Origin of the sequence: Methylobacterium sp. WL19, assembly GCF_008040005.1 — a bacterium.
Taxonomy (GTDB): Bacteria; Pseudomonadota; Alphaproteobacteria; order Rhizobiales; family Beijerinckiaceae; genus Methylobacterium; species Methylobacterium bullatum.
Genome location: NZ_VRVC01000036.1, coordinates 1 through 26,612, shown reverse-complemented (window position 1 = coordinate 26,612; position 26,612 = coordinate 1). Strand labels below are relative to the sequence as shown.

At 68.9% G+C, this 26,612-nt stretch carries 25 protein-coding genes and 1 pseudogene; 11 read left to right on the top strand and 15 right to left on the bottom strand.

The window, feature by feature from the left end; all coding sequences use genetic code 11:
- The first annotated feature begins 58 nt into the window (after positions 1-58).
- Positions 59-1,810 carry a monovalent cation:proton antiporter-2 (CPA2) family protein gene (locus FV220_RS09690; RefSeq protein ID WP_147831052.1) on the top strand — a complete coding sequence of 584 codons (1,752 nt, stop codon included), beginning with the start codon at positions 59-61 and terminating at the stop codon, positions 1,808-1,810.
- An 11-nt stretch (positions 1,811-1,821) separates the two neighbouring features.
- Here FV220_RS09690 and mnhG read toward each other — a convergent pair whose 3' ends face one another.
- From mnhG to gntA, 10 genes are all read right to left on the bottom strand, one after another.
- Positions 1,822-2,163 carry a monovalent cation/H(+) antiporter subunit G gene (mnhG, locus tag FV220_RS09685; protein WP_018041824.1) on the bottom strand — a complete coding sequence of 114 codons (342 nt, stop codon included), beginning with the start codon at positions 2,161-2,163 and terminating at the stop codon, positions 1,822-1,824.
- The gene (locus FV220_RS09680; RefSeq protein ID WP_018041825.1) at positions 2,160-2,444 is read right to left on the bottom strand and encodes a K+/H+ antiporter subunit F; all 285 of its coding nucleotides are present in this window, start codon (positions 2,442-2,444) and stop codon (positions 2,160-2,162) included. Before FV220_RS09680 ends, mnhG begins: the two co-directional genes overlap by 4 nt.
- Positions 2,445-2,454: 10 nt before the next feature.
- On the bottom strand, positions 2,455-2,946 hold the full coding sequence (locus tag FV220_RS09675) for a Na+/H+ antiporter subunit E (RefSeq protein WP_056147712.1): 492 nt from the start codon (positions 2,944-2,946) through the stop codon (positions 2,455-2,457).
- The gene (locus FV220_RS09670; RefSeq protein WP_147831050.1) at positions 2,943-4,550 is read right to left on the bottom strand and encodes a monovalent cation/H+ antiporter subunit D; all 1,608 of its coding nucleotides are present in this window, start codon (positions 4,548-4,550) and stop codon (positions 2,943-2,945) included. Before FV220_RS09670 ends, FV220_RS09675 begins: the two co-directional genes overlap by 4 nt.
- A complete protein-coding gene (locus FV220_RS09665; protein WP_018041828.1) occupies positions 4,547-4,915 on the bottom strand; it encodes a Na+/H+ antiporter subunit C in 369 nt (122 codons plus the stop codon). Before FV220_RS09665 ends, FV220_RS09670 begins: the two co-directional genes overlap by 4 nt.
- Complete coding sequence (locus FV220_RS09660; RefSeq protein ID WP_147831048.1) at positions 4,915-7,845, bottom strand: monovalent cation/H+ antiporter subunit A; 2,931 nt, start codon at positions 7,843-7,845, stop codon at positions 4,915-4,917. Before FV220_RS09660 ends, FV220_RS09665 begins: the two co-directional genes overlap by 1 nt.
- A 197-nt stretch (positions 7,846-8,042) precedes the next feature.
- On the bottom strand, positions 8,043-8,606 hold the full coding sequence (locus tag FV220_RS09655) for a DNA-3-methyladenine glycosylase (RefSeq protein ID WP_147831067.1): 564 nt from the start codon (positions 8,604-8,606) through the stop codon (positions 8,043-8,045).
- 14 nt (positions 8,607-8,620) lie between these two features.
- Positions 8,621-9,337 (bottom strand): ribonuclease HI, encoded by a 717-nt coding sequence (gene rnhA / locus FV220_RS09650; RefSeq protein ID WP_056160875.1) that lies wholly within the window; start codon positions 9,335-9,337, stop codon positions 8,621-8,623.
- 51 nt (positions 9,338-9,388) lie between these two features.
- Positions 9,389-10,036 (bottom strand): urea carboxylase-associated family protein, encoded by a 648-nt coding sequence (locus FV220_RS09645; RefSeq protein ID WP_187273372.1) that lies wholly within the window; start codon positions 10,034-10,036, stop codon positions 9,389-9,391.
- Positions 10,017-10,739: a guanitoxin biosynthesis heme-dependent pre-guanitoxin N-hydroxylase GntA gene (gene gntA, locus FV220_RS09640; protein WP_147831044.1), complete on the bottom strand. Its 723-nt coding sequence runs from the start codon at positions 10,737-10,739 to the stop codon at positions 10,017-10,019. The genes FV220_RS09645 and gntA overlap by 20 nt, the downstream gene beginning before the upstream one ends.
- A 344-nt stretch (positions 10,740-11,083) precedes the next feature.
- Here gntA and FV220_RS09635 point away from each other — a divergent pair, with 344 nt between their 5' ends.
- Positions 11,084-11,641: a GrpB family protein gene (locus FV220_RS09635; protein ID WP_056147693.1), complete on the top strand. Its 558-nt coding sequence runs from the start codon at positions 11,084-11,086 to the stop codon at positions 11,639-11,641.
- Between the two features lie 60 nt (positions 11,642-11,701).
- On the opposite strand, the gene FV220_RS09630 is transcribed toward FV220_RS09635, so the two are convergent.
- Positions 11,702-13,162: a PLP-dependent aminotransferase family protein gene (locus FV220_RS09630; protein WP_056147688.1), complete on the bottom strand. Its 1,461-nt coding sequence runs from the start codon at positions 13,160-13,162 to the stop codon at positions 11,702-11,704.
- 354 nt (positions 13,163-13,516) lie between these two features.
- Here FV220_RS09630 and FV220_RS09625 point away from each other — a divergent pair, with 354 nt between their 5' ends.
- The 8 genes from FV220_RS09625 to FV220_RS09590 all read left to right on the top strand — a co-directional run bounded on the left by FV220_RS09625 (position 13,517) and on the right by FV220_RS09590 (position 20,555).
- On the top strand, positions 13,517-13,999 hold the full coding sequence (locus FV220_RS09625) for an MSMEG_0572/Sll0783 family nitrogen starvation response protein (RefSeq protein WP_018041839.1): 483 nt from the start codon (positions 13,517-13,519) through the stop codon (positions 13,997-13,999).
- A gap of 127 nt (positions 14,000-14,126) precedes the next feature.
- Positions 14,127-15,218, top strand: a complete 1,092-nt coding sequence (locus tag FV220_RS09620) for a Nit6803 family nitrilase (RefSeq protein ID WP_187273373.1) — start codon at positions 14,127-14,129, stop codon at positions 15,216-15,218.
- Positions 15,163-16,251, top strand: a complete 1,089-nt coding sequence (locus tag FV220_RS09615; protein WP_056147683.1) for an MSMEG_0568 family radical SAM protein — start codon at positions 15,163-15,165, stop codon at positions 16,249-16,251. The genes FV220_RS09620 and FV220_RS09615 overlap by 56 nt, the downstream gene beginning before the upstream one ends.
- Before the next feature lie 8 nt (positions 16,252-16,259).
- Positions 16,260-16,805 carry an MSMEG_0567/Sll0786 family nitrogen starvation N-acetyltransferase gene (locus tag FV220_RS09610; RefSeq protein ID WP_056147680.1) on the top strand — a complete coding sequence of 182 codons (546 nt, stop codon included), beginning with the start codon at positions 16,260-16,262 and terminating at the stop codon, positions 16,803-16,805.
- A 2-nt stretch (positions 16,806-16,807) separates the two neighbouring features.
- Positions 16,808-17,782: a sll0787 family AIR synthase-like protein gene (locus tag FV220_RS09605; RefSeq protein WP_056147676.1), complete on the top strand. Its 975-nt coding sequence runs from the start codon at positions 16,808-16,810 to the stop codon at positions 17,780-17,782.
- A 5-nt stretch (positions 17,783-17,787) separates the two neighbouring features.
- The gene (locus FV220_RS09600) at positions 17,788-18,966 is read left to right on the top strand and encodes an MSMEG_0565 family glycosyltransferase (RefSeq protein WP_147831040.1); all 1,179 of its coding nucleotides are present in this window, start codon (positions 17,788-17,790) and stop codon (positions 18,964-18,966) included.
- Positions 18,959-19,246 (top strand): MSMEG_0570 family nitrogen starvation response protein, encoded by a 288-nt coding sequence (locus tag FV220_RS09595; RefSeq protein WP_056248311.1) that lies wholly within the window; start codon positions 18,959-18,961, stop codon positions 19,244-19,246. Before FV220_RS09600 ends, FV220_RS09595 begins: the two co-directional genes overlap by 8 nt.
- Positions 19,247-19,271: 25 nt before the next feature.
- Positions 19,272-20,555, top strand: coding sequence for an MSMEG_0569 family flavin-dependent oxidoreductase (locus FV220_RS09590; protein ID WP_147831038.1), 1,284 nt, complete (start codon positions 19,272-19,274; stop codon positions 20,553-20,555).
- Positions 20,556-20,635: 80 nt separating this feature from the next.
- On the opposite strand, the gene FV220_RS09585 is transcribed toward FV220_RS09590, so the two are convergent.
- From FV220_RS09585 to FV220_RS09575, 3 genes are read right to left on the bottom strand one after another with little or no spacing between them, the layout of a single operon-like run.
- Positions 20,636-22,891 (bottom strand): xanthine dehydrogenase family protein molybdopterin-binding subunit, encoded by a 2,256-nt coding sequence (locus FV220_RS09585; protein WP_147831036.1) that lies wholly within the window; start codon positions 22,889-22,891, stop codon positions 20,636-20,638.
- 14 nt (positions 22,892-22,905) lie between these two features.
- Positions 22,906-23,919 (bottom strand): xanthine dehydrogenase family protein subunit M, encoded by a 1,014-nt coding sequence (locus FV220_RS09580; protein ID WP_147831034.1) that lies wholly within the window; start codon positions 23,917-23,919, stop codon positions 22,906-22,908.
- The gene (locus tag FV220_RS09575) at positions 23,916-24,434 is read right to left on the bottom strand and encodes a (2Fe-2S)-binding protein (protein ID WP_147831032.1); all 519 of its coding nucleotides are present in this window, start codon (positions 24,432-24,434) and stop codon (positions 23,916-23,918) included. The genes FV220_RS09580 and FV220_RS09575 overlap by 4 nt, the downstream gene beginning before the upstream one ends.
- Before the next feature lie 280 nt (positions 24,435-24,714).
- Between FV220_RS09575 and FV220_RS09570 the strand changes: the two genes are divergently transcribed.
- Positions 24,715-26,100, top strand: coding sequence for a dipeptidase (locus FV220_RS09570; protein ID WP_147831030.1), 1,386 nt, complete (start codon positions 24,715-24,717; stop codon positions 26,098-26,100).
- A 290-nt stretch (positions 26,101-26,390) separates the two neighbouring features.
- On the opposite strand, the pseudogene FV220_RS09565 reads toward FV220_RS09570, so the two are convergent.
- Positions 26,391-26,612: pseudogene (locus tag FV220_RS09565) on the bottom strand (ParA family protein); the annotation flags it as partial.

Genomic DNA, 26,612 nt, shown 5'->3' with positions numbered 1-26,612 from the left:
GGGGCGGGGCCGATGGGGCCTCGCCCGCGAATCCCCTCCGAGAGGACATGTCGACATCATGGCTGTTGAAGCATCCGGTGCCGCGAGCGAACTCGTCCAGGTCGTGGCGCTGCTCGCCGCCGGCGTCGTCGCGGTGCCTGTGTTCAAGCGGATCGGCCTCGGCTCGGTCCTCGGCTACCTCGTGGCGGGGCTCGCCATCGGCCCGTTCGGCCTCGGCCTGTTCTCGGATGCCCACGCCATCCTGCATGTGGCGGAACTCGGGGTGGTGATGTTCCTGTTCATCATCGGGCTGGAGATGGAGCCGTCCCGGCTCTGGGGCATGCGGCGCGAGATCTTCGGCCTCGGCCTCGCCCAGGTCGGCGTCTGCATCGCCGCGCTCATGCTCGTCGGCATCGCCATGGGATTCTCGCCCGCCATCGCGTTCGTGGCCGGCACCGGCTTCGTCCTCACCTCCACCGCCATCGTCATGCAGCTTCTCGAAGAGCGCGGGTCGCTCTCGACGCCGAAGGGACAGCGCATCGTGGCGATCCTCCTGCTGGAGGACCTCGCCATCGTGCCGCTCCTCGCCATCGTCGCGCTGCTGGCCTCCGGCGGGCAGGCGACCGGCACGATGGACCGCGTCTATGGCATCGGCATCGCCCTCGGGTCCGTGGCTGCCCTGGTGGCGGCGGGGCGCTGGCTGCTCAACCCGCTGTTCCGCCTGCTGGCCGCGGCCAAGGCCCGCGAGGTGATGACGGCGGCGGCCCTCCTCGTCGTGCTCGGCTCGGCCCTGGCCATGCAGCTCGGCGGGCTGTCCATGGCCATGGGTGCATTCCTGGCGGGCGTCCTCCTCTCGGAATCGAGCTTCCGGCACCAACTGGAGGCCGATATCGAGCCGTTCCGGGGCATCCTGCTCGGCCTGTTCTTCCTCGGCGTGGGCATGTCCCTCGACCTCACGGTCATCGCCGCGAACTGGGCGCTCATCCTCACGGGCGTCGCCGCCTACATGGTGGTGAAGAGCGTCGTCATCTACGCCGTCGCCCGCCTCCTGCGCGCGTCGCATCCCGAGGCGATGGAGCGCGCGGCCCTGATGGCCCAGGGCGGCGAGTTCGCCTTCGTGCTCTATGCCGCCGCCGCGAGCGCCGGCATCATCGACGGCACCACCAACGCCATCCTGACGGCGACGATCATCCTCTCCATGGCCCTCACGCCGCTGATGGTGATCGCCTTCGACCGCTTCGGCCCCAAGGCCTCGGTCTCCACGGAGGGTGTCGAGGTGCCGGAGAACCTCGTGGGCAGCGCCCTCATCATCGGCTTCGGCCGTTTCGGGCAGGTGGTGAGCCAGCCGCTGATCTCGCGCGGCTGCTCGGTCTCGATCATCGACACCAATCCCGCCTATATCCGTGTCGCCGAACAATTCGGCTTCAAGGTCTATTACGGCGATGGCACGCGTCTCGACATCCTGCACGCGGCCGGGGCCGCCACGGCACGGGCGATCCTGATCTGCATCGACGACCGCGAGGCGGCCCGGCGGATCGCCGAACTGGCGAAGGCCGAGTTCCCCCTCGTGCCCGTCCTCGCCCGCGCCCGCGACCGCGAGCACGCGATCGAGCTCATCCATGCCGGCGTCGCCTACCAGCTTCGCGAGACGCTGGAATCCGCCCTGGCCTTCGGCGAGCAGGCGCTCCTGGCCATCGGTGACGAGCCGGATTCCGCCAGCGCAGTCATGGCCGAAGTCCGCCGCCGCGATGCCGAGCGGCTCGATATGGAGACCGTGGGCGGGATCTATGCCGGGCGCGACCTGATTCGGGGGAATGCGGTGGAGGCCTGAGGCGTGGGGTCTCACACCTCCGGCGGAGCGTCGGGATTGCGCTCTTGGCGGTCGCGCTGCGCCGCCGCGCGGGCGAGGAGCAGCAACGTCACCGGGGTCGTCACGGTGAGGAACACGCCAATTAGCGCGTCGCGCAGGACGAGGCGGCCCTCGATCAGGGACAGGAGCAGCATCGAGCTCATGAGGATCAGCGCCATGCCCAGGGTCGCGCCCAGGGTGGGGGCATGGACGCGCTCGTAGAACGTCCGGAGGCGGATGAGGCCGAAGGCGCCGGTGAGCGAGAACCCCGCGCCGACGATCGCCAGCGCCACCACCAGCCACGCGGCCCATACGGGCAATTCGGCGCCGTTCACTGGATCACCTCGCCCTGCATCAGGAACTTCGCCAGCGCCACGGTGGCGGTGAAGCCGATCATGCCGAGGATCAGGGCGGCCTCGAAATAGAGGCCGCTGCCGGTGCGCATGCCGTGGACCACCACCGCCAGCATGCCGTTGAGATAGAGGGTGTCGAGACCGAGGATGCGATCCTGCGCGCGGGGGCCGCGCAGCATCCGCCATGCGGCGAGCGCCATGGCGAGAACCAGCATCCCCTGGGCAAAGCCGAGCCCCCAATCGAGAACGGTGTTGGCGCTCATGGGAGGAACCTCATGGGGCGAAAATCTGCATCAGGGGGCGCTCGTAGCGGTCCTTCACCCGCCGCACCCATTCCTCGCCATCCGTGTAGTCGAGCACGTGGATGAGTAGGCAGCCCGTGTCGGAATCGTACTGGACCCAGAGGGTGCCGGGCGTGCCGGTGAGGATGATCGACAGGATCGCGAGACCGAACGGCGCGCGCATGTCGAGGGGGATCGTGACGAAGCCGGTCCGCCGCTCGCCCCCGCGAAGCCCGAGGATGATGCGGGCGACATCGATGTTCGAGCGCACCATGTCGTAGAGCACGATCACGGCGAGCCGCGCGAGGATGCCGGGCGCGCGCACCCGCACCGAGGGAGGCCGTAGCGCCAGCATGACGGCGGGAACCATGAGGCCGACCAGCAGCGCCAGAAGGACGTTGCCCGGGGAGAGCGGCGCGTTCAGCAAGAGCCAGGTCGCGGCGAGGCAGGCCGACAGGATGGGGTAGGGCAGGAGGCGGCTCACGATCCACCGCCTTCCCGCGTCGGCCCGAGGACGGCGCGAACGTAATCCTGCGGCTGGGCCAGCCAGCGCACGGTGTCGTCGGCATAGGCGAGGGCCGGGCCGCCCCAGACGGCGAGGGCCACACAGGCGGCGAGCAGGCCGGCGAGAGCGGTGAATTCCGAGAGGCGCAGGACCGGCGGCGGGTCGTCGCTCGGAACCCAGAGGTTCTTGATCCCGAGCCGCACCATCGGCATCAGCGTGGCGAAGCTCGACAGGGTCAGCGCGGTGATGAGCCACCAGGCGGACGCGGTCATCGTGCCCGTGGTGAGCCCCGTGAAGATCGCGAGCTTGCCGACGAAACCGGAGAGCGGGGGAACCCCCGCGAGCATCAGCGTGCAGACGAGGAAGCCGCTCCCGAGGAGCGCCACCGCCGCCGGGATCGCCCGGCCGATCTCGGTGGCGTCGGCATCGTCGAACGGGTCGCGGTACTCGTCGGCGAAGACGGCCTGGGCGGCCTCCAGCGGGTCGCGCCCGCGCTGGAGGATCTCGGCCAGCAGGAACAGGGCGCCCGCCGCGAGGGTGGAGCCGAGGAGGTAGTACAGGGCGCCCGAGAGCGCCCCGTTGTTGCCGCTCCCCAAAGCCGCCAGCACCGTGCCCGACGAGATCATCACCGCATAGCCCGCCGCCCGCGTGAGATCGCGCGCGGCCAGGATGCCGATGGCGCCATAGGCCATCGTCGCGAGCCCGGCGGCGAGAATCCAGGTCTGTCCGAACCCCTCCGACAGGCCGGCCCCGAACAGCAGCAGGCTCAGGCGCACCACCACGTAGATGCCGACCTTGCTCAGGATCGCGAGAATCGCGGCCGCCGGCGCGCTCGCCGCCGCATAGGTGGTGGGCAGCCAGAATCCGAGCGGCCAGGCGCTGCACTTGATCAGGAAGGCGATGCCGAGGATCGCGCAGCCGATTTCGAACAGGGCGAGTTCCCCCGCCTCCGGTGCCGCGAGCCGCCGGGCGAGGTCGGCCATGTTGAGGGTTCCCATCGTGCCGTAGATGAGGCTGACGCCGACGAGGAAGAACAGCGAGGCGACGAGGTTGACCGCGATGTAGCCGAGGCCGGCCCTTACCCGCGTCTCGCCCGATCCGTGCAGGACGAGACCGTAGGAGGCGGCCAGCATCACCTCGAAGAACACGAACAGGTTGAACAGGTCACCGGTGAGGAAGGCGCCGTTCACGCCCATCAGGAGCAGGAGGAACAGGCCGTGGAAGCGCGGCCCCGCCCGGCCCCAGCGGGCGAAGGAGAAGACCAGGGCGCACAGGCCCAGCACGCTGCCGAGCGCCAGCATCAGGGCCGAGAGCCGGTCTGCCACCAGCACGATCCCGTAGGGCGCGGCCCAGTTGCCGAGGCGGTAGATCTGCGCCGCCTCGCTCGCGCGCCAGACGAGGATGAGGGATATGCCGAGGAGGGCCAGCACCGTGGCGAGGCTGAGCGCCCCTTTCAGCCGGCTCCGGCGCTCGTCCATGAGGAACATCGCCCCGGCCACCGCGATCGGCAGAACGATGGGCAGGACGACGAGATGGTCGGTCCAGTCGCTGACCAGGGGGGCATTCAGAACCGTGGCGTTCATGGATGCGGGTTCTCTGGATTCGGCTCCGCCAGGTGCGGCTCGCGGCCGTCCACATGGTCGCTGCCGGTGATGCCGCGGGCGGCGAGCAGCACGACGAGGAAGAGCGCGGTGAGCGCGAAGCCGATCACCAGGGCGGTGAGGACCAGGGCCTGCGGCACCGGATCGTCCACGGAGACGATGTCAGCCCCGGCCCCGAGCACCGGCGGCGCGCCCACGGTCAGGCGGCCCATGGCGAAGATGAACAGGTTGACGGCGTAGCTCAGCAGCGAGATGCCCAGCACGACCTGGAAGGTGCGGGGACGCAGCATCAGCCAGATGCCCGAGGCGGCGAAGACGCCGATCCCCAGGGACAGCACGATCTCCATCAGGCGGGCTCCTTCTCGACGGCCCGCTCCGCCGACGCCTCGGCGGGGCGGGTGCGCCGCAGGGATTGGTGCGCCAGGGCGACGAGCATCAGCGCGCTCGCGCCCACCACCAGCACCATGATCCCGAGATCGAACAGCAGCGCGCTCGCCACCGGGACCTTGCCCAGGAGCGGCGGCTTCCAATAGGCGAAATAGGCGGTCAGGAACGGACGCCCGAACAGCCAGGAGCCGGCGCCGACCGAGACGGAGACCAGCAGGCCGATGCCGATCCACGAGATCGGCTGGATCCGCAGCCGCTCCTCCACCCACTGCGCGCCCTGGGCCATGTATTGCAGCATGAAGGCGATGGTGAGCGCGATGCCCGCCGCGAAGCCGCCGCCCGGCAGGTCGTGGCCGCGCAGGAACAGGTGCAGGGCGAGGAGGACGATGAAGGGGAACAGCCACGTCATCACCACGCGTGGGACGAGGAGAGCATCGGCGGTGGTGTCGCCGAGCTCGCGGCCCTCGCGGGCATCGTCATAGGCGTCGTGGTTCACCTGCTGCTTGGGAGGCCCCAGACTGTCGGAGGCGGGTCGGAAGCGGCGAAGGAGCGCGAACACCGTCAGGCCGACGATGCCCAGCACGCAGATTTCGCCCAGGGTGTCGAAGGCCCGGAAATCCACCAGCAGGACGTTGACGACGTTGCGTCCGCCCGCCTGCGGGTAGGCCTCCTCGATGAACCAGCGGGCGATCCCGTCGACGGCGGGCCGGGTCATCACCGCGTAGGCCAGCCCGGCGAGCCCCAGGCCGGCAAAGGCGGCGATGCCGAGATCGATGAGCCGTCGACGGCGGGACCGCGTCTTCTCCCAAGCCGGCGCCGGAATCGCCGCGTCGCGCTTGGGCAGCCAGCGCAGGCCCAGCAGCAGCAGCACGGTGGTGACGATCTCCACCAGGATCTGCGTCACCGCGAGATCCGGGGCGGAGAGCCAGAGGAAGGTGAGGCTGCTCACGAGCCCCGCCCCGCCGACGAAGATGGCGGCGGACAGCCGGTGGTACTTCGCCCGCTCCGCCGCGCCGATGGCGCAGGCCGCGCCCACGAGCCACATCAGCGCGAAGGCCGGGTCGAACTCCGTGGTCTTGCCCGGCGCGAACAGGTCGAGCCCCCGTGTCGCTCCCGTCACTACGGCGGCCAGGAGCACGGTGAGGAAGAGGATGCGCAACTGCGCCTGGAGGCGCTCGGCGCCGAGCACGGCTTCCAGGCGGCGCGCGCCGTTCACGAGGCCGGTCATGGTCCGCTCGAACAGCCAGCCGCCGTCGATCCGGTCCATCAGCCAGGGTCCGCCGCGGGGGTTGGTGTTGATCCGCCGCCCGAACGCAACATAGAGCGCGATGCCGCCCAGCAGCGCCACCATGCTGAGCGCCAGCGGCGCGTTGAAGCCGTGCCAGATGGCGAGGTCGTAATCGGGGGTCCGCTCACCCAGGACCGCCCGGACCGCGCCTGCGAGGAGGGGGCCGATCGTCAGGTTCGGCACGAGGCCGATGGCGACGCAGACGAGGACGAGGAGCTCGATCGGGATGCGCATCCAGCGGACCGGCTCGTGGGGCGCGTGCGGCAGGTCGTGCGGGGCGGGTCCGAAGAAGGCCTGCCGGATGAAGCGCACGGAATAGAGCATGGTGAAGGCGCTCGCCAACGTCGCCAGTACCGGCAAAGCGAGGTTGAGCAGGTGGCCGTCCGCGTTGTCGACCGCCTCCGCCAGGAACATCTCCTTCGACAGGAAGCCGTTGAGGAGCGGCACGCCCGCCATCGCGGCGGCGGCGACCATCGCCAGGGTGGCGGTATAGGGCATGGCCTGCCACAGGCCGCTGAGGCGGCGCATGTCGCGCGTCCCGGTCTCGTGGTCGATGATGCCCACCGCCATGAACAGCGAGGCCTTGAACGTCGCGTGGTTCACCGTGTGGAAGATCGCCGCCACGACGGCCAGCGGCGAGTCGAGGCCGAGGAGCAGGGTGATCAGCCCGAGATGGCTGATGGTGGAATAGGCGAGCAGACCCTTGAGGTCGTGCTGGAAGATCGCGCTCCACGCGCCCACCAGCATCGTGATCATGCCGGCGGTGCCGACGATCCAGTACCAGGCCTCGGTGTCGGCCAGCACCGGCCAGAACCGGATCATCAGGAAGATGCCGGCCTTCACCATGGTGGCCGAATGCAGGTAGGCGCTGATCGGCGTCGGTGCCGCCATGGCGCGCGGCAGCCAGATGTGGAACGGGAACTGCGCCGATTTGGTGAGCGCGCCGGCCAGTACCAGGACCAGGGCCGGCAGGTAGAGCGGATTGTTGCGGATCGCGTCGCCCGAGGCGAGCACCGCCGAGAGGTCGTAGCTGCCGACGATCTGCCCGATGAGCACCAGACCGACGAACAGGCAGAGGCCGCCCGCCGCCGTGATGGTCAGCGCCATCCGCGCGCCGTCCCGTGCGGAGGCGTTGTCGGACCAATAGCCGATGAGCAGGAACGAGACGATGCTCGTCAATTCCCAGAAGACGAAGAGCTGGATCAGGTTGCCCGAGAGCACGATGCCCAGCATCGCGCCGACGAAGGCGAGGAAATACGAGAACAGACGCGGCACCGGGTCCGCTTCCGCCATGTAGTAGCGCGCATAGAGCACCACGAGCGCGCCGATTCCGAGCACCAGGACGGCGAACAGCCAGGACAGCCCGTCGAGCCGCAGCACGAACCGGACGCCGAGCGTCGGCAGCCAGTCCACCGCCCAGATAACGGGGTCCGGGCCGGCGACGGCAGGGTAGAGCAGCCCGATGCAGGCGAGGCAGGTCACCATCACGACACCCGCAACGATCGCGGCGGCGTTGCGTGCGTTGCCCGGCAGGCAGATCGCTACGACACTGCCGAGTAAGGGCAGGATGGCGGCGGTGGCGAGGAGCAGGTGAGGCGGCATCGGCTCGGGCAAGACCCTCGTTGGGCGGGACCGCCATCCATGGGGTGTGGAGGGGATCCCGGCGAAGCGAAGAGCGGAGCGCTCGCGCGGATAAGCTGCGGTATAGGCTGCAACATCAGACGTGGCGAGGGCGGAGAGCCGCGAGATTCCGGGAATTACCGCGACATCGAAGGCACTTCCGCCCTGTTCCCGCCGGCCTATTCCCGTCGGCGCGACACCGGCTTGCTGAGATAGGCCGATCCCGCGAGGAGGAAGCGCCAAGGGGTATCCGCCCCACGCGTGATGCCGATGCGGCGGTCGGCCACGATGTCCGGCGTTGCGCTCCGTCGCTCCAGTTCGAAGGGCGGCCGGTCGAGGGGGAGGCCGTCGTGCAGGCTCGTCACCGCCAGGGCCTGACACAGGCGGCCCGGCCCCGCGCAGAGGAGGCGGAGCGCGTCGAGCCCGCGCCGCTCGCGCATGGTCTCGATCCCCTGGCCCGGCTCGAGCGCGCGGATCAGTACCGCGCTCCCCGGTTCGCAGACGAGGTTGAGGCACCAATGCATGCCGTAGGAGCGGTAGACATAGGCATGGCCCGGCGGCCCGAACATGCTCGCATTGCGCCGGGTCGGGCCGTTGAAACTATGGGAGGCGGGGTCGCTCCGGTCATAGGCCTCGGTCTCGACCACGAGCCCGCCGATCCCGGAGACGAGGAGGCGGCATCCGATCAGGTCTGAGGCCACCGCCGCCGCCGGCCGCGCATAGAAATCCGCCCCGAGGCTCACGGCTTGCTCAAGGCTCACGGCTTGGCGGAACCACCATCCAGCACGCGGGCGATGCCGTCTGGCCCGAGCTTCAGCGCCACGCGGATCGCCCGTTCGACGAAGGCCTGGGGCGTGAGGCCGGCGAGCTTGGCCCCCCGCGACACGTCGAGGCCGAGGCCGAGATCGATCGCCACCTGCGTCGTGCGGGGGGCAGGAGCCGGTGCTTCCGCCGCCACGCCCGGAGGAGGCACCACCGCCGGGACGGCGGGGGACGGAACCGGCTCGCTCGCCGGAGCCAGTCCGAGGGCCTGCCGCCGGCCCTGTGCCGCCAGCCGGTCGGCGCGCTCGTTGCCGACATTGCCGGTATGGCCCCGCACCCAGGTCCATTTCACGTCGCGGGCGGCGTTGAGGGCGTCGAGTTCCTGCATCAGTTCGACGTTCTTCACCGGCCCGGTGCTGGTGCGCCAGCCCTTCGCCTTCCAGCCGCGCATCCATTCGGTCACCGACTTGATGACGTACTGGCTGTCGCAGCGCATCTCGATCGCCGAGCCGGCGGGGAAATGTGACAGGGCCCTGATCGCCGCCGTCAGTTCCATGCGGTTGTTGGTGGTGGCACGATCACCGCCGCAGAGTTCGACCTTGCCCTCCGGGCCCTCGATCACCACGCCCCAGCCGCCGGGGCCGGGATTGGGATCGCAGCCGCCATCGGCATAGGCGACGGCGCGGGCGAGGGCGGGCTTCGTGGTCGTCATGGCGCTGGTCTCGTGTCCGGGGCAGCGGGGCCCCTAGCACGAGGCGCAGGGTCAGGGCGATTGCGGCGCCGCACCTGCGGGCCGGATCTCGTAATGGATCGGCTTGAAGGCATTGTTGTTCGATTGCAGGGCCGAGCAGGCGGTGAGGCCGATGATGAGGTCGGTCTCGGCCTCGAAGGTCACGTGATCGCCGGCCCGGCTCAGGGGCGGCTCAACCTTCAATTCCCCGGTCTCGCCGTTCACTGTGACGTTCATGAACACGTTGAAGGCCACCGGGATGCGGTCCGGTTCGATGCCGTAGGGCGCGAGCGCGGCGGCGAGGTTGCCGAAACAGCCGTGGTGCGGATGTGTGTCGCCATAGATGATCCGGAACGTGTCGGCCGAGCACGGGGTAAGCAGGAAATCGTGCCGCCCCACCGTATCCTCGACGATGCGCAGGAGGACGTTGGAGCGGTTCGAATAGATCGGATCGCCCGTCGTGAGGTAGATGCGGCTGGCGTAGTCGAGGGTGCGGCCCGACGAGATCACCTCGTCGCGGTCGGCCACGGAGAAGGCGAGGAGGTCTGCCACCTGTTCGCCCTTCGGGTCGATGATGGTCAGGCGATCGCCCTTGGCGAGCTCGAAGGCGACGCCGCTGCGGGGTGCGATTTCCTGGCGACGGATCGGGGGGAGGGCGGTGTCAGGCGGCATCGCGGCCATCCTCGGCGAGGCGGTCGTTGTCGCCCTTGGCCCGACCCTGGAACGGGCAGACCCAGTCGCCGCCGACGGCGCGGCCGCTGTACTGGCGCGCCTCGGAGGCATCGCCGTGCCGGGCCAGCATGGGGTTGATCGAGCCGGCCAGCGCCTCGTCGCGGGCGAGGATCGCCGAGCGCAGCCCCTCGTAGCGGCCCTCTTCACGCAGCTGCTCGAACTGTGCGCGCACATTGAAGACGAGGACGGGATGCGAGAAGCGGCGGGCCGGCCGGCTCGCGCCGGGATGCATCCCGACGAGGAAGAACGCCTCGCCGCCGAAGGACAGGGCGAAATGCGGATCGTCCGGGTCGGCCTGCACGCGCTTGTCGTAACGCTGGCCGAGGAAGGCGTCCTTGTCGGACAGGGACTGTACCCGGTCCCACAGGTGCCCCTCGAACCGCTCCTCGGACAGGGGCGACGCGTCCTCGAACACCACGGCGAAGCTCTGGAACAGTTTCGGGTTCGCCCGATAGCGACAGATGAAGGCGAGGAGCGCCGGATAGATCCGTGTGTCGTCCCAGCCCGAGGCGACGTCGCGGGCGACCAGCACCTTCAGTTGGCCCTTGGCAAGGGCGGATTTCGCGCCGACGCAAGGGAAGGGCTGATCCTTGATGAAGGCGTGGAATTTCAGCGCGAGGGGATGCACGGAATCGTTGGTGGGAAACAGCATGAGGCTCCGGATCGTCGTCGGTCGAGGCTGACCCCGAGGAGGACATGGCAAACCGATCGCCGCCGGGGAGGTTCCGCCCCGTGCAGGGACAGGTCGTCGCTGTCCACAGGATTTCCCGAGATCAGCCAAGATGAGGGCCGATCCATTGCCGGCTCTGATTTGGGCCGATTGGTCTTGTTTCATACATTGCTCCGAACTCATCGTGCGATCCGCTAGGCACATCTTGAGAGCGACTTGCCGCGGATCTACCGAGACCCTGCTTTGGCTGGCGGCCGGAAGCCGACGGAGCTGGGCCACGACATTCCGATTGCGGAACAGAGCCACCAGTTCCACCATGGCAGACCATGCAGATCCTTATCGTTCCTCCTCAGGCCAGTTGGTCGGCCGAGTTTGCTGCTTTGAAACCTGCTCTGCTTCGGGCGGCACCGGCCGGGTCGTACATCCATCATATTGGCTCGACGGCGGTGCCAGGATTGGCGGCAAAGGATGTGATCGACGTTCAACTGACAGTAGACGACCTTGAACGGGTGGAAGACGCGGCATTCGAGCGAGAGGGCTTCCAAAGTACGCGCATCCTGAGCGACCACTGCCCTCCGAGACTCGAGCTTCCTGCTCGGGAGTTGGAAAAGCGATCCTATCGAGGCCAGGGTCGAGCAGCGAACGTGCACGTCCGACAGAAGGGCCGCTTCAACCAGCGTTTCGCCCTGGTCTGTCGAGACTTTCTGCGTGCCCGGCCCGTTGCCGCCGCTTCTTACGCTTTGATAAAGCAGCGTCTAGCAGAACGTTTTCCGGCTGATGCCGAGGCCTACTACGATATCAAGGACCCTGTGTTCGATATCATTGTCGAAGGCGCCAACGCTTGGGCCGAGCTCGTCGGATGGTTCGAGCCGCCCGGCGACTGATCCTCCGTCAACAGCCATCACGAACACCCCAAGTGGGCACGAAGCGTCCGATGTGATCCGCTAGATATAAGCCGAAGCCAGCGCAGGCGAGTGCGACAGGGCATGGGCCAGGATTTCCAGCGATTGCGCGATTTCCGCGCGGCCGGCCAGGCCGCCGAGGCAGATCCGCACGGCTTCCGGGGCTTCGCCGGCGGCGAGGAAGGCGTCGCTCGCCACCGCGCCGATCCCCGCCGCGCGGGCCTGGCTGGCGAAGGCCGAGCGGGTCCAGCCCTCGGGCAGGGATAGCCAGAGGTGGAAGCCGGCGGGGTCGGCGGTCGCGCCGTGCCGCCCCAGCATCCCGGTGGCGATGCCTTGGCGGACCCGGGATTCCGAGCGGACGAAGGCGAGGATCGCCTCGGCGGTGCCGTCGCCGATCCAGCGCGTGGCGAGGGCCGTGGTGATCGGCGAGGCCATCACCGTGGAGGCGCGCAGGGCCGCCGTCAGCTGGAGCGCCGCCCGCGCGCTGGGCGCCAGCATGTAGGCGAGCCGCAGGCCGGCGCCGAGGCATTTGGCGAGGCCGGCCACGTGATAGGTGATCTCCGGTGCCAGCTGGTAGAAGCTCGTCGCCGGTGTCACCGGCACGAAACCGTAGGCGTCGTCCTCGATGATCGCCACGTTGTAGCGTCGTGCCACGGTGACGATGTCCGCGCGCCGCGCCGGCGAGATGGTGATCGTGGTCGGGTTCTGCAGGGTCGGGTTGAGGTAGAGCGCCTTCGGCGCGTGCCGGGTGCAGGTGGCCGCGAAGGCGGCGGCGTCGATCCCCTCCGCATCCATGGGCAACCCGACGAGGCGCATGCCGAGATGGGCGGCGAGCGCCCGCGCGCCGGGATAGGTCAACGTCTCGCAGCAGATCGTGTCACCCGGTTGCGCCACGAGACTCATCACGGCGCCGATGGCGGCATGGGCGCCGGGGCAGATCAGCAGGCGGTCGCGGGACGCTTCGAGGCCGCGGCGGCGCAGCCATTCGATCGCCGCGTCCTTGTCCTCGGGGGTACCGCCGAAGCCCTGGTAGCGCAGCAGGTTCGGCAGGTCCTCCGAGACCGAAGCGAGGCCGCCCTGCATCCGTGCCAGCAGGGCCGGGTCGTCGGGTTCGGGGGGCAGGTTCATGGTGAAGTCGACGGGGCCGTGCCGGCGCGGGGCCATGATCCTGAGTGCCGGCACCGGCATCGCCGGACCGGCCACGAACGTGCCCTGGCCGACCCTCGCCTCCACGAGGCCACGGCGCTGCGCCTCCACATAGCCGCGCGCCACGGTGGTGAAGTTCAGCTCCAGCCGCTCGGCGAGCGCGCGCTGCGGCGGCAGGCGTTCGGCGACGGCGAGCCGTCCGGTGCGGATATCGTCGGCGATGGCCTCGGCAATGGCGAGGTAATGCGGCTTGCCCCAGCGCCCGAGATCCGGCGTCCAGCCGTCCGGCGGCGGAGATGGGCTCGTCGTCGGCCCGGCGCTGCGGCCCGGCTTCCTCGATCCTCGTCCGATTGCCATCGCAGATCCAGTCAATATCCATCCCATGTTGGATTGTATGGATAGCAATCGTCGTGCCGCCGAACCCCTGAGTTGGTTCCGCATGGAATTCCAGTCAATACAGTCAAATAAGTCGGCAGTATCCGGATGCATGTGTCCAGCATCTATGCATCCGGTGTTCGGTTTTTAGGCATCGTCGCGAGCGAGAGAGATGGCGCATCTCACTGCGTATTGACTGCATGATTGTATGAATTGCCCAGCGTGGAATTGGCTGGATCGCATTGTCTTCGACGCTGGCACACGGATTGCCATCCCCTGATAGGCCGTCGCCGGCAATGATCGCGGCGGACATCGCGATATCAGGGAGTGTTTCCGATGCCAGCCGTCAGTGCCGAGCACCATAAGAAAGGCGATTACTTCGTCGATTACGAAGAGAAGGTCTTCGAGGACGTGAAGGCCGAGCCGGGCCAGAAGGCCCTCGTCACCTTCCACACGGTGGCGTTCGAGGGCTCCATCGGTTTCGTGAACCTGCTGCAGGCCACCCGTCTGCTGCGCAAGGGGTTCGAGACCTCCGTCCTGCTCTACGGGCCGGGCGTGACGCTCGGCGTCCAGCGCGGCTTCCCGACGCTCGGCGACGAGGCCTTCCCCGGCCACATGAACATGAACAACCAGATCGTGAAGTTCCTCTCCGAAGGCGGCAAGGTCTATGCCTGCCGCTTCGCGCTCCAGGCCCTTTACGGCCACGGCGAACCTTCGCTGATCGAGGGTATCCGCCCCATCGCCCCCACCGACGTCCTCGACCTCGTCCTCCTGCACAAGCGCGACAACGCCGTGGTGATCGACACCTGGACGGTGTGAGGTTCGCCCGCCCCCTCTCCCCGCGGGCGGGGAGAGGGGGCGCTGCGCTGAGTGTCGGGCGTGCCAGTCCCTGCGGCGGCATGGCAACCACTGATCCCCAAGGAACGGACCCATGTCCGAGTCACGCTTGTCCGAGCCACGCATCGTGCGCGCCGCCGCCGTCCAGATCTCCCCCGATCTGGAGCGGCCGGGCGGGACGCTGGAAAGAGTGCTCGCCGCGACAGACGAAGCGGCGGGCAAGGGCGCGCGGTTCATCGTGTTCCCCGAGACCTTCGTGCCGTACTACCCGTACTTTTCCTTCATCGCCCCGCCGGCGGCGCAGGGGCCGGAGCACCTGCGGCTCTACGAGGGCGCGGTGACGGTGCCGGGGCCGGTGACGCAGGCGGTCTCGGCGGCAGCCCGCCGGCATGGCGCGGTGATCGTGCTCGGCATCAACGAGCGCGACCACGGCTCGCTCTACAACGCGCAGCTGATCTTCGACGCCGACGGCACGCTCCTGCTCAAGCGCCGCAAGATCACGCCGACCTATCACGAGCGCATGATCTGGGGGCAGGGGGACGGTGCCGGGCTCACCGTGGTCGAGACGGCGGTGGGCCGGGTCGGGGCTCTCGCCTGCTGGGAGCATTACAACCCGCTCGCCCGCTACGCCCTGATGGCGCAGCACGAGGAGATCCACGCGGCCCAGTTCCCCGGCTCCATGGTGGGTCAGATCTTCGCCGACCAGATGGAGGTGACGATCCGGCACCACGCCCTGGAGGCCGCCGCCTTCGTCGTCAACGCCACCGGCTGGCTCACCGAGGCGCAGATCGCAAAAATCTCTCCCGACGAGCGGATGCGCGGGGCCCTGCGCGGCGGCAATTGCACCGCCATCGTCTCGCCCGAGGGCAAGCATCTCGTTCCGCCGATGACGGAAGGCGAGGGCATCCTCGTCGCCGACATGGACATGGCGCTCGTCACCAAGCGCAAGCGGATGATGGATTCGGTCGGCCACTACGCCCGCCCCGAACTCCTCAGCCTCAACCACGACGCGCGTCCCGCCCGCACGGTGGTGACCACGCCCGCATCGGACATCCCGCATCCCCGGAGCACCGACCATGAGCGACTCTCCGCTGCTGACCTCCCCGGCCGCTTCGTCGCCGGCGCCGTCCCCGGTCTACCAGGGGATGCCGACGGAGCACCTGATCAACGCCCTGCAATCCTACGGAGTCAGGCTGGCTGACACCCGCGCCGGTGTCGCCAGCCGCCGGGGCGGGGCCGGGCCCTCCGACCACAAGGCGATGACCATCGCCGGCCGCACCGTGATGGTGCCGGTCCATACGGCGGGCGCCTTCGATTCACCCTACCTCGTGCGCCGGCCCGATGCCGACGGGTCGAGCGTGATCGAGCATGACGGCACGGTGATCGGCCGGGTGACGTTTCCGGGCAAGCCGCGCTTCTACGGGCTCCAGACCCTCGACGGGGTGCCCTATTCGAAGATCGCCGTGCTGCACGGTCGCGACGTGCTCGCCACCACGGTGCTGCAGACCTGCATCCGCTACCAGAGCCGCACCAAGACCTGCCGGTTCTGCTCCATCGGGCAGTCGCTCGCGGCCGGCCGCACCATCGCCCACAAGACGCCGCAGCAACTCGCCGAGGTTGCCCGCGCCGCCGTCCTCCTCGACGGCGTCAAGCACATGGTGATGACCACGGGCACGCCCAACGCCACCGACCGCGGCGCCGCGGTCCTGTGCGAGAGCGCCTTCGCGGTGAAGGCGGCCGTCGACCTGCCGATCCAGGCCCAGTGCGAGCCGCCGGACGACGACCGCTGGTTCGCCAGGCTGAAGGCGTCGGGCGTCGATGCGCTCGGCCTGCATCTCGAGGCGGTGACGCCGGAGGTGCGCGCCGCGATCATGCCCGGCAAGGCGAGCGTGCCGTTGGATCGCTACGTCCAGGCCTTCGCCGCCGCCGTGCCGGTCTTCGGCAAGGGTCAGGTCTCGACCTACATCCTCGCCGGTCTCGGCGACACGGCGGAAGCCATCCTGACGATGTCCGAGCGCCTGATCGGCATGGGCGTCTACCCGTTCGTGGTGCCGTTCGTGCCGATTTCCGGCACGCCGCTGGAGGACCATCCCGCCCCCTCGCCGGATTTCATGCATTCCGTGCTCCAGCCGCTCGCGGCGATGCTGGCGGGGGCGGGGTTGCGCTCCACCGACATCAAGGCCGGCTGCGGACGCTGCGGCGCCTGCTCGGCCCTCTCCACCTACGAGCGGTGAGCGGGACGATGTTCGAGCCCGTTCCGGCCTACCGGTCGAGCCATTTCCGGATCAAGTTCGCCACCGCTCCCTGGGAGCGGGCCGGCACGGCGTCCCTGCGACGGCAGGTCTTCTGCGCCGAGCAGGGGATCTTCGAGGGCGACGACCGCGATGCCGTCGACGCGGTGGCGATCCCGATCTGCGCCCTCTCGACCCTCGGTGGCGCCCCGGATGCCGTCGTCGGCACCGTGCGCATCCACGAGACCGCCGACCGGCCCGGCGAATGGTGGGGCTCGCGCCTCGCGGTGGCCCGCGACTACCGCCGGGTCGGGGCGCTCGGCGCCGGCCTGATCCATGTGGCGGTGGCCTCGGCGCATGCGCGGGGCTGCACCCGCTTCCTCGCCCATGTGCAGAGCGCCAACGCGCCCCTGTTCCAGGCGCTGCACTGGACGAGCCTCACCGAGGTCGAACTGCATGGCCGCGCCCATCACCTGATGCAGGCCGATCTCGCGCATTTCCCGCCCATGGTCGACCCCGAGCGCGGCCTCGTCACGCTCCTCCGGCGGACGGCCTGACCATGACCCTGCCGCCCTCCCTCGCCGAGATCGCCCACGGCATCCGCAACGGGCGCGGCCTCGCCCACAAGCGGGACATCGACGCCGTGATCGGCCGGCTCGGCCTCGGCGGGCGCGCCGCCGCCGTACCGCTCGGCGACGATTGCGCCGCGATCCCCGACGGGGACGGCTACCTGCTCCTGGCCATCGAGGGGTTCATGGACGGGTTCGTGGCCGCCGATCCGTATTTCGCCGGGTTCTGCGGGGTGATGGTCAATGTCAGCGACATCGCCGCCATGGGCGGACGCCCCATCGCGGTGGTCGATGCCCTGTGGAGCCGCGACCAGTCCCATGCCGATCCGGTCCTGGCCGGCTTGAGGGCGGGGGCCGAGACCTTCGGCGTGCCGGTGGTCGGCGGGCACAGCAACACCCGCAACGCGGGCGAGCATCTCGCTGTCGCCATCCTCGGCCGGGCAAAGCGCCTCCTCACCAGCTTCGACGCCATGCCCGGCGACAGCCTCGTCGCGGCGATCGACCTGCGCGGCCGCTTTCGCGATCCGCACCCCTATTGGGATGCGGCCACCGGTGCCCCGGCCGAGCGCCTGCGCGCTGACACCGCGATCCTCGCCGGCATCGCCGAGGACGGCCTCGCCAAGGCCGCCAAGGACATCAGCATGGCCGGCCTCGTCGGCACGGCGCTGATGCTGCTCGAATGCTCCCGCGTCGGCGCCGCCATCCGGCTGGACCGCATCCCGCGCCCCGAGGGGATCGGTCTCGCCCGCTGGCTCACCGCCTTTCCGAGCTTCGGCTACCTCCTCAGCGTGCCGCCGTCGAACGTCGCGCCGGTCCTCCGGCGCTTCACGGATCGCGGGATCGCCGCCTCCGTCATCGGCGGCGTCGATGCGGGCCGCATCGCGACGGTGTCCGACGGGACGGAAGAGGCCGTGGTCTGGGACTTCGCCGCGAGCCCCCTGATCGGCTGCGGGCAGGAGACGTGACGAGAATGACCGGGCCTCTCCGCATCGCGATCCTCGCGCATTCCACCCATCCGCGCGGCGGGGTGGTCCACGCCCTGGCGCTGGGCGAAGCGCTCGCCGCCCTCGGCCACAGCGCGACGGTCCATGCGCCGGATCCTTCGGGGACCGGCTTTTTCCGCAAGACGTCCTGTCCGGTGATCTCGGTGGCGGCGCGGCCGGTCTCGGGATCGACGGTGGACCTCGTCCGCACCCGGATCGAGGATTACCTGCGCCATTTCGCGTCGCCGGCGGCCTGCGACTACGACGTCTTCCATGCCCAGGACGCGATCAGCGGCAACGCGCTCTCCACCCTCACCCGCCGCCGCCTGATCCCCGGCTTCGTCCGCACGGTCCACCACGTCGACCTCTTCTCCGATCCGCAGCTCGCCTACTGGCACGACCGGGCGATCTTCGACGCCACCGCGCTCCTCTGCGTCAGCAGCCTGTGGCAGGGCGCGCTCACGCGGGATTACGGGCTCGCCGCCCTCAATGTCGGCAACGGTGTCGATACCGACGCCTTCGGGCCCGAGCCGGGGGAGGGGGACACTGCATTGCGGAGCGAGTGGGGCCTCGGCGAGGGGCCGATCCTCCTCAGCGTCGGCGGGTTCGAGGAGCGCAAGAACAGCCTCGCCATCATCGAGGCCTTCGCCCGGCTGAGGCAGGAGCGGCCGGCGGCGCAGCTCCTCGTCGTCGGCGGCGCCTCGCTCCTCGACCATTCCGGCTATCAGGCCCGCTGCCGCGCGGCCCTCGACCGCAACGGCCTCGATGTCGGCCCCGGCCGTCCGGTGGTGCAGACGGGGCCGGTGCCCCAGGCCGCGATGCCGGCCCTCTACCGCCTCGCCGACGCCCTGGTGTTTCCCTCCCTCAGGGAGGGATTCGGCCTCTGCGTGCTCGAGGCGATGGCGAGCGGCACGCCGACCATCGTCTCCGACCGGGCTCCCTTCACCGAGTATCTCACGGCCGCGGACACGGTGTTCGTCGACCCGGACGACGAGGGATCGGTCCTCCACGGCATGCGCGCCGCCCTCCGGCCCTCCGCCAGGGAGCGGTTGGCCAAAGCGGGCCTCGCCGTCGCCGAAGCGCATTCCTGGCGCGCCTGCGCCGAGAAGCACCGCCCGGTTTACGCGTCCCTCGCCGCCCGCAAACAGGAGATGTCGGATGCCTGAAATGCATTTTCACGTGCGCTGGCCCGATGGCCAACGCGAGGCCTGCTATTCGCCCTCCCTCGTGATCAAGGAGCATTTCGGGGTCGGCGAGACCTATGCCGTCGCCGATTTCGTCGCCCGCAGCCGGGCGGCGCTGACCATCGCCAGCGCGCGCGTGGAGGCCCGCTACGGCTTCCCCTGCAGCCTCGCCCTCGGACAGCTCGCCCGGATCGAGGCGCGGGCGACGGCGCTCTCCGCCACGCCCGACGCCCGCGTCACCGTCGAAGCCTTCGAGGAATAGCGGCCCGAGCCGGAAGGACGCCCCCATGGACCAGACCCCGACGCCCCCCTCGCACCATCCGGTCATCGTCGTCGGCGGCGGCCAGGCCGGCCTGTCGATGAGCTATCAGCTCCGCCGGCACGGCATCGACCACATCGTGTTCGAGAAGAACACCATCGCCCATGCCTGGAAGACCCAGCGCTGGGACAGCTTCTGCCTGGTGACGCCGAACTGGCAGTGCCAGCTGCCGGGCTTCCCCTATCCGGGTGAGGAGCCCCACGGCTTCATGCCCAGGGACGAGATCGTCGGCTACATCGAGGCCTATGCAAGGGCGATCGAGGCCCCCGTGGCCGAGGGCGTGGCGGTGACCGCGATCCGGCGCAGGCCTAAGGGCGGCTTCAGCGTGGCGACGAGCCGGGGCGAACACACCGCCGATCAGGTGGTGATGGCAATCAGCGGCTATCACGTGCCCGCGATCCCGGCCTTCGCCGCACGCCTGCCCGCCGGATTACGGCAGATCCACTCCTCGACCTATCGCAATCCGAGTCAGATGCCGGACGGCGCGGTGCTGGTGGTAGGCTCCGGCCAGTCCGGCTGCCAGATCGCCGAGGACCTTCACCTGTCCGGCCGCAAGGTCCATCTCGTGGTGGGCTCGGCTCCGCGCTGCCCGCGCGTTCATCGCGGGCGCGATGCCGTCGATTGGCTCGCCGATATGGGCCAGTACGACCTCCCCGTGGAGGACCATCCGCTCAAGGAGGATGTGCGGCGCAAGGCCAACCACTACCTCACCGGCCGGGACGGGGGCCGCGACATCGACCTGCGCCACTTCGCCCTGGAAGGCATGAGCCTCCACGGCCGCCTCGAATCCATCGACGGCCCGGTGCTCCGTTTCGCCGACGATCTCGCTCGGAATCTCGATAACGCGGATGCGGTCTATACCGGCATCCAGGGCGCCATCGACAGGCACATCGCCGCCAAGGGGATCGCCGCTCCCGAACAGGCGCATTATACCCCGCTCTGGGTGCCGGGACCTCACACACCGAGCCTCGATGCCGAGGCGGCCGGCATCGGCAGCGTGATCTGGGCGACGGGCTTCCGCGCCGATTACGGCTTCATCGACGCCCCCGCCTTCGACGGGCGCGGCCTCCCGATCCACACGCGCGGCGTGACCCCGGTGGACGGCCTCTATGTCGTCGGCCTACCCTGGCTCCACACCTGGGGCTCCGGCCGCTTCTCCGGGATCGCGCGGGATACGGAGTATCTGGCCGAGCGGGTGGTGGAGTTGCGGGCGAAACGCTCTGTCGGGGAGTCGCTGTCGTTGGCGAGTTGAGCCGACTGCCGTCAGCGAACGACCCGGACCGCCGCGGATGGCCCGGATCGCTTGGTGGTTCCATCATTCCGTCGCTTCGATCACCCGATGATCTTGTCGATGGTGATCGGCAGGTCGCGGATGCGTTTGCCGGTGGCGTGGAACACCGCGTTGGCGATCGCCGCCGCCGTGCCGACGATGCCGATCTCGCCCAGCCCCTTGACGCCCATCGGGTTGGCTTTGTCGTCCTCCTCCACGAAGATCACGTCGATGTCGTGGATGTCGGCATTCACCGGCACATGATACTCGCCGAAATTGTGGTTCATGAACCGGCCGACCGTATGGTCGAGCATGGACTCTTCCTCCAGCGCCGATCCAATCCCCATGACCACGCCGCCGAGAATCTGGCTGCGGGCGGTCTTGAGGTTGATGATCCGGCCCGCCGCGATGGCCGAGACGATCCGGGTGAGGCGGACCTGGCCCAACTCCTCGTCGATCTTCACTTCCGCGAACACGGCCGAGTGGGTGTAGGAGGCGAACTCCTTCATGTGGCCCGCATCCGGACCGGCGCTCTCGGTCGCCTCGACCTTGTCGACGCCGGCCGCCTTCATGGCGTCCACGAGGGAGACGCTGCGCGACGGGTCGCCCGCCATCTCGATCCGGCCGCCGGTGAAGACGACGCGCTCGAGATCGACATTGGCGAGCGGCGAGTCGTCCATGGCACGGGCCATGGCGAAGACATCCGCCGCGATCTTGCGGCAGGCCTTCATCACCGCCGTGCCGGACGAAGCCGCCGTCCACGAGCCGCCGGCCACGGGCGCCTCGGCGAGGTCGGTGTCGCCGAGCTTCGTCGTCACGTCTTCCATCGGCAGGCCGAGGGCATCGGCGGCGATCTGGGTAAGGATCGTATAGGTGCCGGTGCCGATATCGCCGGTGGAGTTACCGACCACCAGCTTGCCGTCGGCGGTGAGCGTCGCCTGGGCCGAGGATTTCTGCATCAGCGCTTCCCACACGCCGGTGGCCATGCCCCAGCCGACGAGTTCCTTGCCGTCGCGCATGGAACACGGCTCGGGATTGCGCTCGGACCAGCCGAAGCGCTCGGCGCCCTGCTCGTAGCAAGCGCGCAGGGCCTTCGAGCCAAAGGGCTTGTCCTCGGTGGGGTCGCGGTCGGTGTAGTTCTTGAGGCGTACCGCGATCGGGTCCTGGCCGGTGGCATGGGCCAGTTCGTCCATGGCGATCTCGAGGGCGAACACCCCCGTCACCGCCCCCGGCGCCCGCATGTCGGCGGGAGTGTAGGTGTCGATCTGCGTCAGCTTGTAGTCGAGGGAGACGTTCTCGCAGGCCCCGTAGAGGATGGCCGACCAGTTGACCACGACCTCCTGGTAATCCTCGAACCGCGAGGTACCCGACAGGGCATCGTGCTTGATCGACCGGAGCTTGCCCCCCTCGTCCGCGCCGAGGGAGATGGTCTGGCGCACGTCGGGGCGGTAGCCGAAGGTGAACATCTGGTCGCGTGTGAGGGTCACCCGCACCGAACGTTCGAGCTCACGCGCGGCCATGACCGCGAGGAAGAGCTGGTATTGCGGGCGCAGGCCGAGGCCGAAGCCGCCGCCGAGATACGGGTTGAGCACCCGCACCTTGTCCTTGTCCATGCCGAACACGCCCGCGATGTAGCCCTGGCTGTTCGAGACACCCTGGATCTTGTCGTAGACGGTGATCGCGCCGTCGCCGTCCCATACCACCGTGGAGGCGTGCGGCTCCATCGGGTTGTGGTGCTCCACGGCGAGCGTGTAGTCGCCTCGCAGCTGTATCGGGGCCGAAGCGAAGGCGGCATCGGCATCGCCCCAGGGCTCGGGCGGCGGCTTGATGCCGGCGCGCTTCTTCGGCGGCTCGTAGCCGAATTCGCGCTGGCGCTCGACGTCGGTCAGCGGCTCCTCGGCCTCGTAGGAGACCTTCACCAGGGACGCGGCATAGCGGGCGGTGCCGAAATCCTCGGCTACCACAAGGGCCACCGGCTGGCCGCTGTAATGGATCTTGTCGTCGTAGAAGGCACGAAACGGTGAGCCGGGGGGCGCCACGGCGTCCTGGTAATTGTAATCGAGCCAGGCCGTGCGCGGCCGGTTCTCGTGGGTGAAGACCTTGAGCACACCGGGCACGGCTTCCGCCGCCGCGCTGTCGATGGCGGTGATGCGGCCCTTGGCGATCCCACCGGAGACGACGTAGCCATGGGCGAGATCGGCGGCGGTGAATTCACCCGCGTATTTCGCGAGGCCGGTGACCTTGGCGGGGCCGTCGACGCGGCTACGCGCGGTGCCGACGAAGCTGTCCGTGCCGGTGGAGGAGATGCTGTTTGCCATGTCTGGACGGGTCCTCAGGCGATGCGCTTGTCGGATTGCGACTGGGGCGTGCCGGCAGCGGCCTGGGTCAGGCCCCGGATGATGGCGCGCCGGGCGAGCTCGATCTTGAAACCGTTCTCGGATTGGGGCTTGGCCTCCCGCATCACGATCTCGGCGGCGGCCTCGAAACTCTCGCGGGTGGCGGACTTGCCCTTGAGGGAGGCCTCCGCCTCGGTATTGCGCCAAGGCTTGTGCGCGACGCCGCCGAGGGCGAAGCGGGCCTCGGTGATCGTGTCGCCGTCGCGCTTCATCACGGCGGCCACCGAAACCAGGGCGAAGGCGTAGGAGAGCCTGTCGCGCAGCTTCAGGTAGGTGTGGTGGCCGACGAAATCCGCGTCCGGAAGATCGACGGAGAGGACGATCTCGTCCGCCTTCAGGGTGGTGTCGTATTGCGGTGTGTCCCCCGGCAGGCGGTGGAACTCGGCGAAGGGGATGCGGCGCTCGCCGCCCGGTCCGGTGACGCGGACCTCAGCCTCGAGGGCCGCCAGCGCCACGCACATGTCGGACGGGTGGGTGGCGATACATGCCTCGCTGGTGCCGAAGATGGCGTGGATGCGGTTGACGCCGCCGATCGCCTGACAGCCCGAGCCCGGCTCGCGCTTGTTGCAGGGCGTCGCCTCGTCATAGAAATAATAGCAGCGGGTGCGCTGGTTGAGGTTGCCGCCCGTGGTGGCGGCATTGCGCAGCTGGCCCGAGGCACCGGCCAGGATCGCGCTCGACAGGAGCGGGTAGCGCTCCTTGATGCGCTCGTCGTAGGCCACCGTAGAGTTTGTGACGAGGGCGCCGATGCGCAGGCCCCCGTCATGCTCCTCGATGGCCTCCAAGGGCAGGCGGGTGATGTCGACGAGGCGCTCGGGCCGTTCGACATTGTACTTCATCAGATCGACGAGGTTGGTGCCGCCGGCGATGAAGCGGGCATTGGCGGCGGAGCCGATGGCCCGCACCGCCTCCTCGACCGTGGTCGGACGAACGTAATCGAAGCGGTTCATCGGGCAGCTCCCGCGTGCATCACGTCTTCGATGGCATCGACGATGTTGGTGTAGGCGCCACAGCGGCAGATGTTGCCGCTCATGGCCTCGCGGATTTCTTCGCGCGACGTGGCGTGACCTTCCGCGATCATGCCGGCCGCCGAGCAGAGCTGGCCGGGGGTGCAATAGCCGCATTGGAAGGCGTCGCGTTCCACGAAGGCGGCCTGGAGCGGATGCATCGCGCCGTCCTGGCCGCCGTGCTTGGCCAGCCCCTCGACGGTGACGACCTCGGCGCCGTCCTTCATCACGGCGAGCGCGAGGCAGGAATTGATGCGCGTGCCGTTCACCAGCACGGTGCAGGCGCCGCACTGGCCGTGGTCGCAGCCCTTTTTGGTACCGGTGAGGTCGAGATCCTCGCGCAGCAGGTCGAGGAGGGTGGTCCACGGCGCCACCTGAAGCTCACGGACCTCGCCGTTGATGGTCAGGCTGATGCCGATGGTGGCTGGCGCCCCGGGTGATCCGCTGTCGATGAGCATGGGCATGTCCTGAGGGATCGGGACCGGTGAGATGCCGGCCGTGTTTCTCGAATGGGCGGAGGCGCGAGGGGAAGAAACGTCCACGCCCCGCACCGGTCCACTCGATAACCGTTCCAATCTAAGCCTGTTCCCGGGAGGGTGGTTTCCGTGTCGATCCTCGAAAGCGTGGCGAGCGGCGTTGGAGTGTCATCCGAGCCCACGACGCTCACCGACTTGGTTTGCGCCCGCCCATCCCCTCGGCTAACCCTGTCGCCATCCCCGCTTGCCACAAGGACGCGCGATGGCCGCCCTCGACCCGGTTCTCAACGACATCGACCGCGACCTCGACAATGCCCTGGAGCGGCTGTTCGCCTTCCTGCGGATCCCGTCGATCTCCACCGATCCGGCCTATGCCGGGCATTGCCGCGACGCGGCGCAGTGGCTCGAGGGCAATCTGACGGCGCTCGGGTTCGAGACGGCCATCCACGAGACCTCGCTGCATCCGGTGGTGCTGGCCCATGCGCCTAAACCCGGCAAGCCGCACGTGCTGTTCTACGGCCATTACGACGTGCAGCCGGTGGACCCATTGAACCTCTGGGAGACGCCGCCCTTCGAGCCGCGTCTGTCGCTGAACGCCAAGGGCGAGAAGCAGATCGTGGCGCGCGGGGCCTCGGACGACAAGGGTCAGGTCATGACCTTCGTCGAAGCCTGCCGTGCCTTCATCGCCATGGAGGGCGAGCTGCCCTGCGGCGTCACCCTGCTGATCGAGGGCGCTGAGGAGAATGGCTCTCAAGGCCTGCCCGAATGGGTCGCGGCCAACCGCGACAAGCTTGCCGCCGACATCGTCCTCGTCTGCGACACCAGCATGTGGAACCCGACCACGCCGGCCATCACCACGTCGCTGCGGGGCCTCGCCTATTTCGAGGTGAAGGTCACCTGCGCCGACCGTGACCTGCATTCGGGCTTCTTCGGAGGTGCCGCGCGCAACCCGATCCACGTCCTGTCGACAATCATCGCCGACCTGCACGATTCGGATGGAAGAGTGGCCCTGCCGGGCTTCTACGACGGCGTGCGCGAGACGCCCGCCGACATCCTGGAGCAGTGGCGCGGGCTCGACTTCACGGCCGAGAAGTTCCTCGGCCCAATCGGCCTCAAGGAGCCTGCCGGCGAGCGCGGGCGCATGCTGATCGAGCTGATCCAATCGCGCCCGGCCTGCGACGTCAACGGCATCATCGGCGGCTATACCGGCGAGGGCACCAAGACGGTCATCGCGGGGGAGGCCAGTGCCAAGGTCTCGTTCCGCCTCGTGGACGACCAGGACCCGGAACAGCTCGCCCGGACCTTCGAGGCCTTCGTGCGCGAAAGAATCCCGTCGGACTGCTCGGTGGAGGTGACCTGCTACAAGGGCAGCCGCGCCATCAGCCTGCCCTTCGACATGCCCGAACTGGACATCGCGAGGGGGGCACTCGCCGAGGAATGGGGCGTTCCCGCCGTCACCATCGGCGCGGGCGGCTCGATCCCCATCGTCGGCGACTTCAAGCGGCTGCTCGATCGCAACACGCTCCTCATCGGCTTCGGCCTGGATGACGACCGCATCCATTCGCCCAACGAGAAGTACGATCTCAGGAGCTTCCACAAGGGCACCCGCTCCTGGGCGCGCATCCTGGCGGCATTCGGGGAGCGCTGAGCGGGTTTCGCGTCCTGAAACCCGAGATACCTACAAAGCCTGTTTGAGGTGTTTTTCCAAGGCATTACCTCATCCTGAGGTGCCGCGTAGCGGCCTCGAAGGAGGCTTCCAGGGATCGCGAGACGACTGGAGGGCTCCTTCGAGGCCCGCTGCTTAAGCAACGGGCACCTCAGGATGAGGTGGTCTGGTGGGATAATCGACTCTGCAATGAGTATTCGCCGAGAGAGCCGATCAGGCAGGCTTTAATTATTAGGGCGAGGTGAAAGGTCGGTTGGCCGATGTGGGCCCGCTCAGGACGCTTCCACCTCCGGTCGGCTCATCTTCGCGTCGAGCCAGCCCCACAGGGCGCGGATCTCCTCGGCGGCCCGGCCGCAGGGCGCGTATTCGGTGACGCCGAGGCCGGAGGCCACGGCGTCCTGGTGATCCACCCGGTGCACGATGCTGGGTTCGGCCAGCACGCCCAGCGAGCGGAGTTGCGCCGCATAGGCATCCGTGCGCGGGGAGGGCGGGGG

What these genes read in the sequence shown, in the direction of transcription:
- FV220_RS09690 (WP_147831052.1), top strand. Translation starts at nt 59, where the DNA reads ATGGCTGTTGAAGCATCCGGTGCCGCGAGCGAACTCGTCCAGGTCGTG.
- FV220_RS09680 (WP_018041825.1), bottom strand. Translation starts at nt 2,444, where the DNA reads ATGAGCGCCAACACCGTTCTCGATTGGGGGCTCGGCTTTGCCCAGGGG.
- FV220_RS09670 (WP_147831050.1), bottom strand. Translation starts at nt 4,550, where the DNA reads ATGAACGCCACGGTTCTGAATGCCCCCCTGGTCAGCGACTGGACCGAC.
- FV220_RS09665 (WP_018041828.1), bottom strand. Translation starts at nt 4,915, where the DNA reads ATGGAGATCGTGCTGTCCCTGGGGATCGGCGTCTTCGCCGCCTCGGGC.
- FV220_RS09660 (WP_147831048.1), bottom strand. Translation starts at nt 7,845, where the DNA reads ATGCCGCCTCACCTGCTCCTCGCCACCGCCGCCATCCTGCCCTTACTC.
- rnhA (WP_056160875.1), bottom strand. Translation starts at nt 9,337, where the DNA reads ATGACGACCACGAAGCCCGCCCTCGCCCGCGCCGTCGCCTATGCCGAT.
- FV220_RS09645 (WP_187273372.1), bottom strand. Translation starts at nt 10,036, where the DNA reads ATGGCCGCGATGCCGCCTGACACCGCCCTCCCCCCGATCCGTCGCCAG.
- gntA (WP_147831044.1), bottom strand. Translation starts at nt 10,739, where the DNA reads ATGCTGTTTCCCACCAACGATTCCGTGCATCCCCTCGCGCTGAAATTC.
- FV220_RS09635 (WP_056147693.1), top strand. Translation starts at nt 11,084, where the DNA reads ATGCAGATCCTTATCGTTCCTCCTCAGGCCAGTTGGTCGGCCGAGTTT.
- FV220_RS09630 (WP_056147688.1), bottom strand. Translation starts at nt 13,162, where the DNA reads ATGGCAATCGGACGAGGATCGAGGAAGCCGGGCCGCAGCGCCGGGCCG.
- FV220_RS09625 (WP_018041839.1), top strand. Translation starts at nt 13,517, where the DNA reads ATGCCAGCCGTCAGTGCCGAGCACCATAAGAAAGGCGATTACTTCGTC.
- FV220_RS09615 (WP_056147683.1), top strand. Translation starts at nt 15,163, where the DNA reads ATGCCGACGGAGCACCTGATCAACGCCCTGCAATCCTACGGAGTCAGG.
- FV220_RS09610 (WP_056147680.1), top strand. Translation starts at nt 16,260, where the DNA reads ATGTTCGAGCCCGTTCCGGCCTACCGGTCGAGCCATTTCCGGATCAAG.
- FV220_RS09605 (WP_056147676.1), top strand. Translation starts at nt 16,808, where the DNA reads ATGACCCTGCCGCCCTCCCTCGCCGAGATCGCCCACGGCATCCGCAAC.
- FV220_RS09600 (WP_147831040.1), top strand. Translation starts at nt 17,788, where the DNA reads ATGACCGGGCCTCTCCGCATCGCGATCCTCGCGCATTCCACCCATCCG.
- FV220_RS09595 (WP_056248311.1), top strand. Translation starts at nt 18,959, where the DNA reads ATGCCTGAAATGCATTTTCACGTGCGCTGGCCCGATGGCCAACGCGAG.
- FV220_RS09590 (WP_147831038.1), top strand. Translation starts at nt 19,272, where the DNA reads ATGGACCAGACCCCGACGCCCCCCTCGCACCATCCGGTCATCGTCGTC.
- FV220_RS09585 (WP_147831036.1), bottom strand. Translation starts at nt 22,891, where the DNA reads ATGGCAAACAGCATCTCCTCCACCGGCACGGACAGCTTCGTCGGCACC.
- FV220_RS09580 (WP_147831034.1), bottom strand. Translation starts at nt 23,919, where the DNA reads ATGAACCGCTTCGATTACGTTCGTCCGACCACGGTCGAGGAGGCGGTG.
- FV220_RS09575 (WP_147831032.1), bottom strand. Translation starts at nt 24,434, where the DNA reads ATGCTCATCGACAGCGGATCACCCGGGGCGCCAGCCACCATCGGCATC.
- FV220_RS09570 (WP_147831030.1), top strand. Translation starts at nt 24,715, where the DNA reads ATGGCCGCCCTCGACCCGGTTCTCAACGACATCGACCGCGACCTCGAC.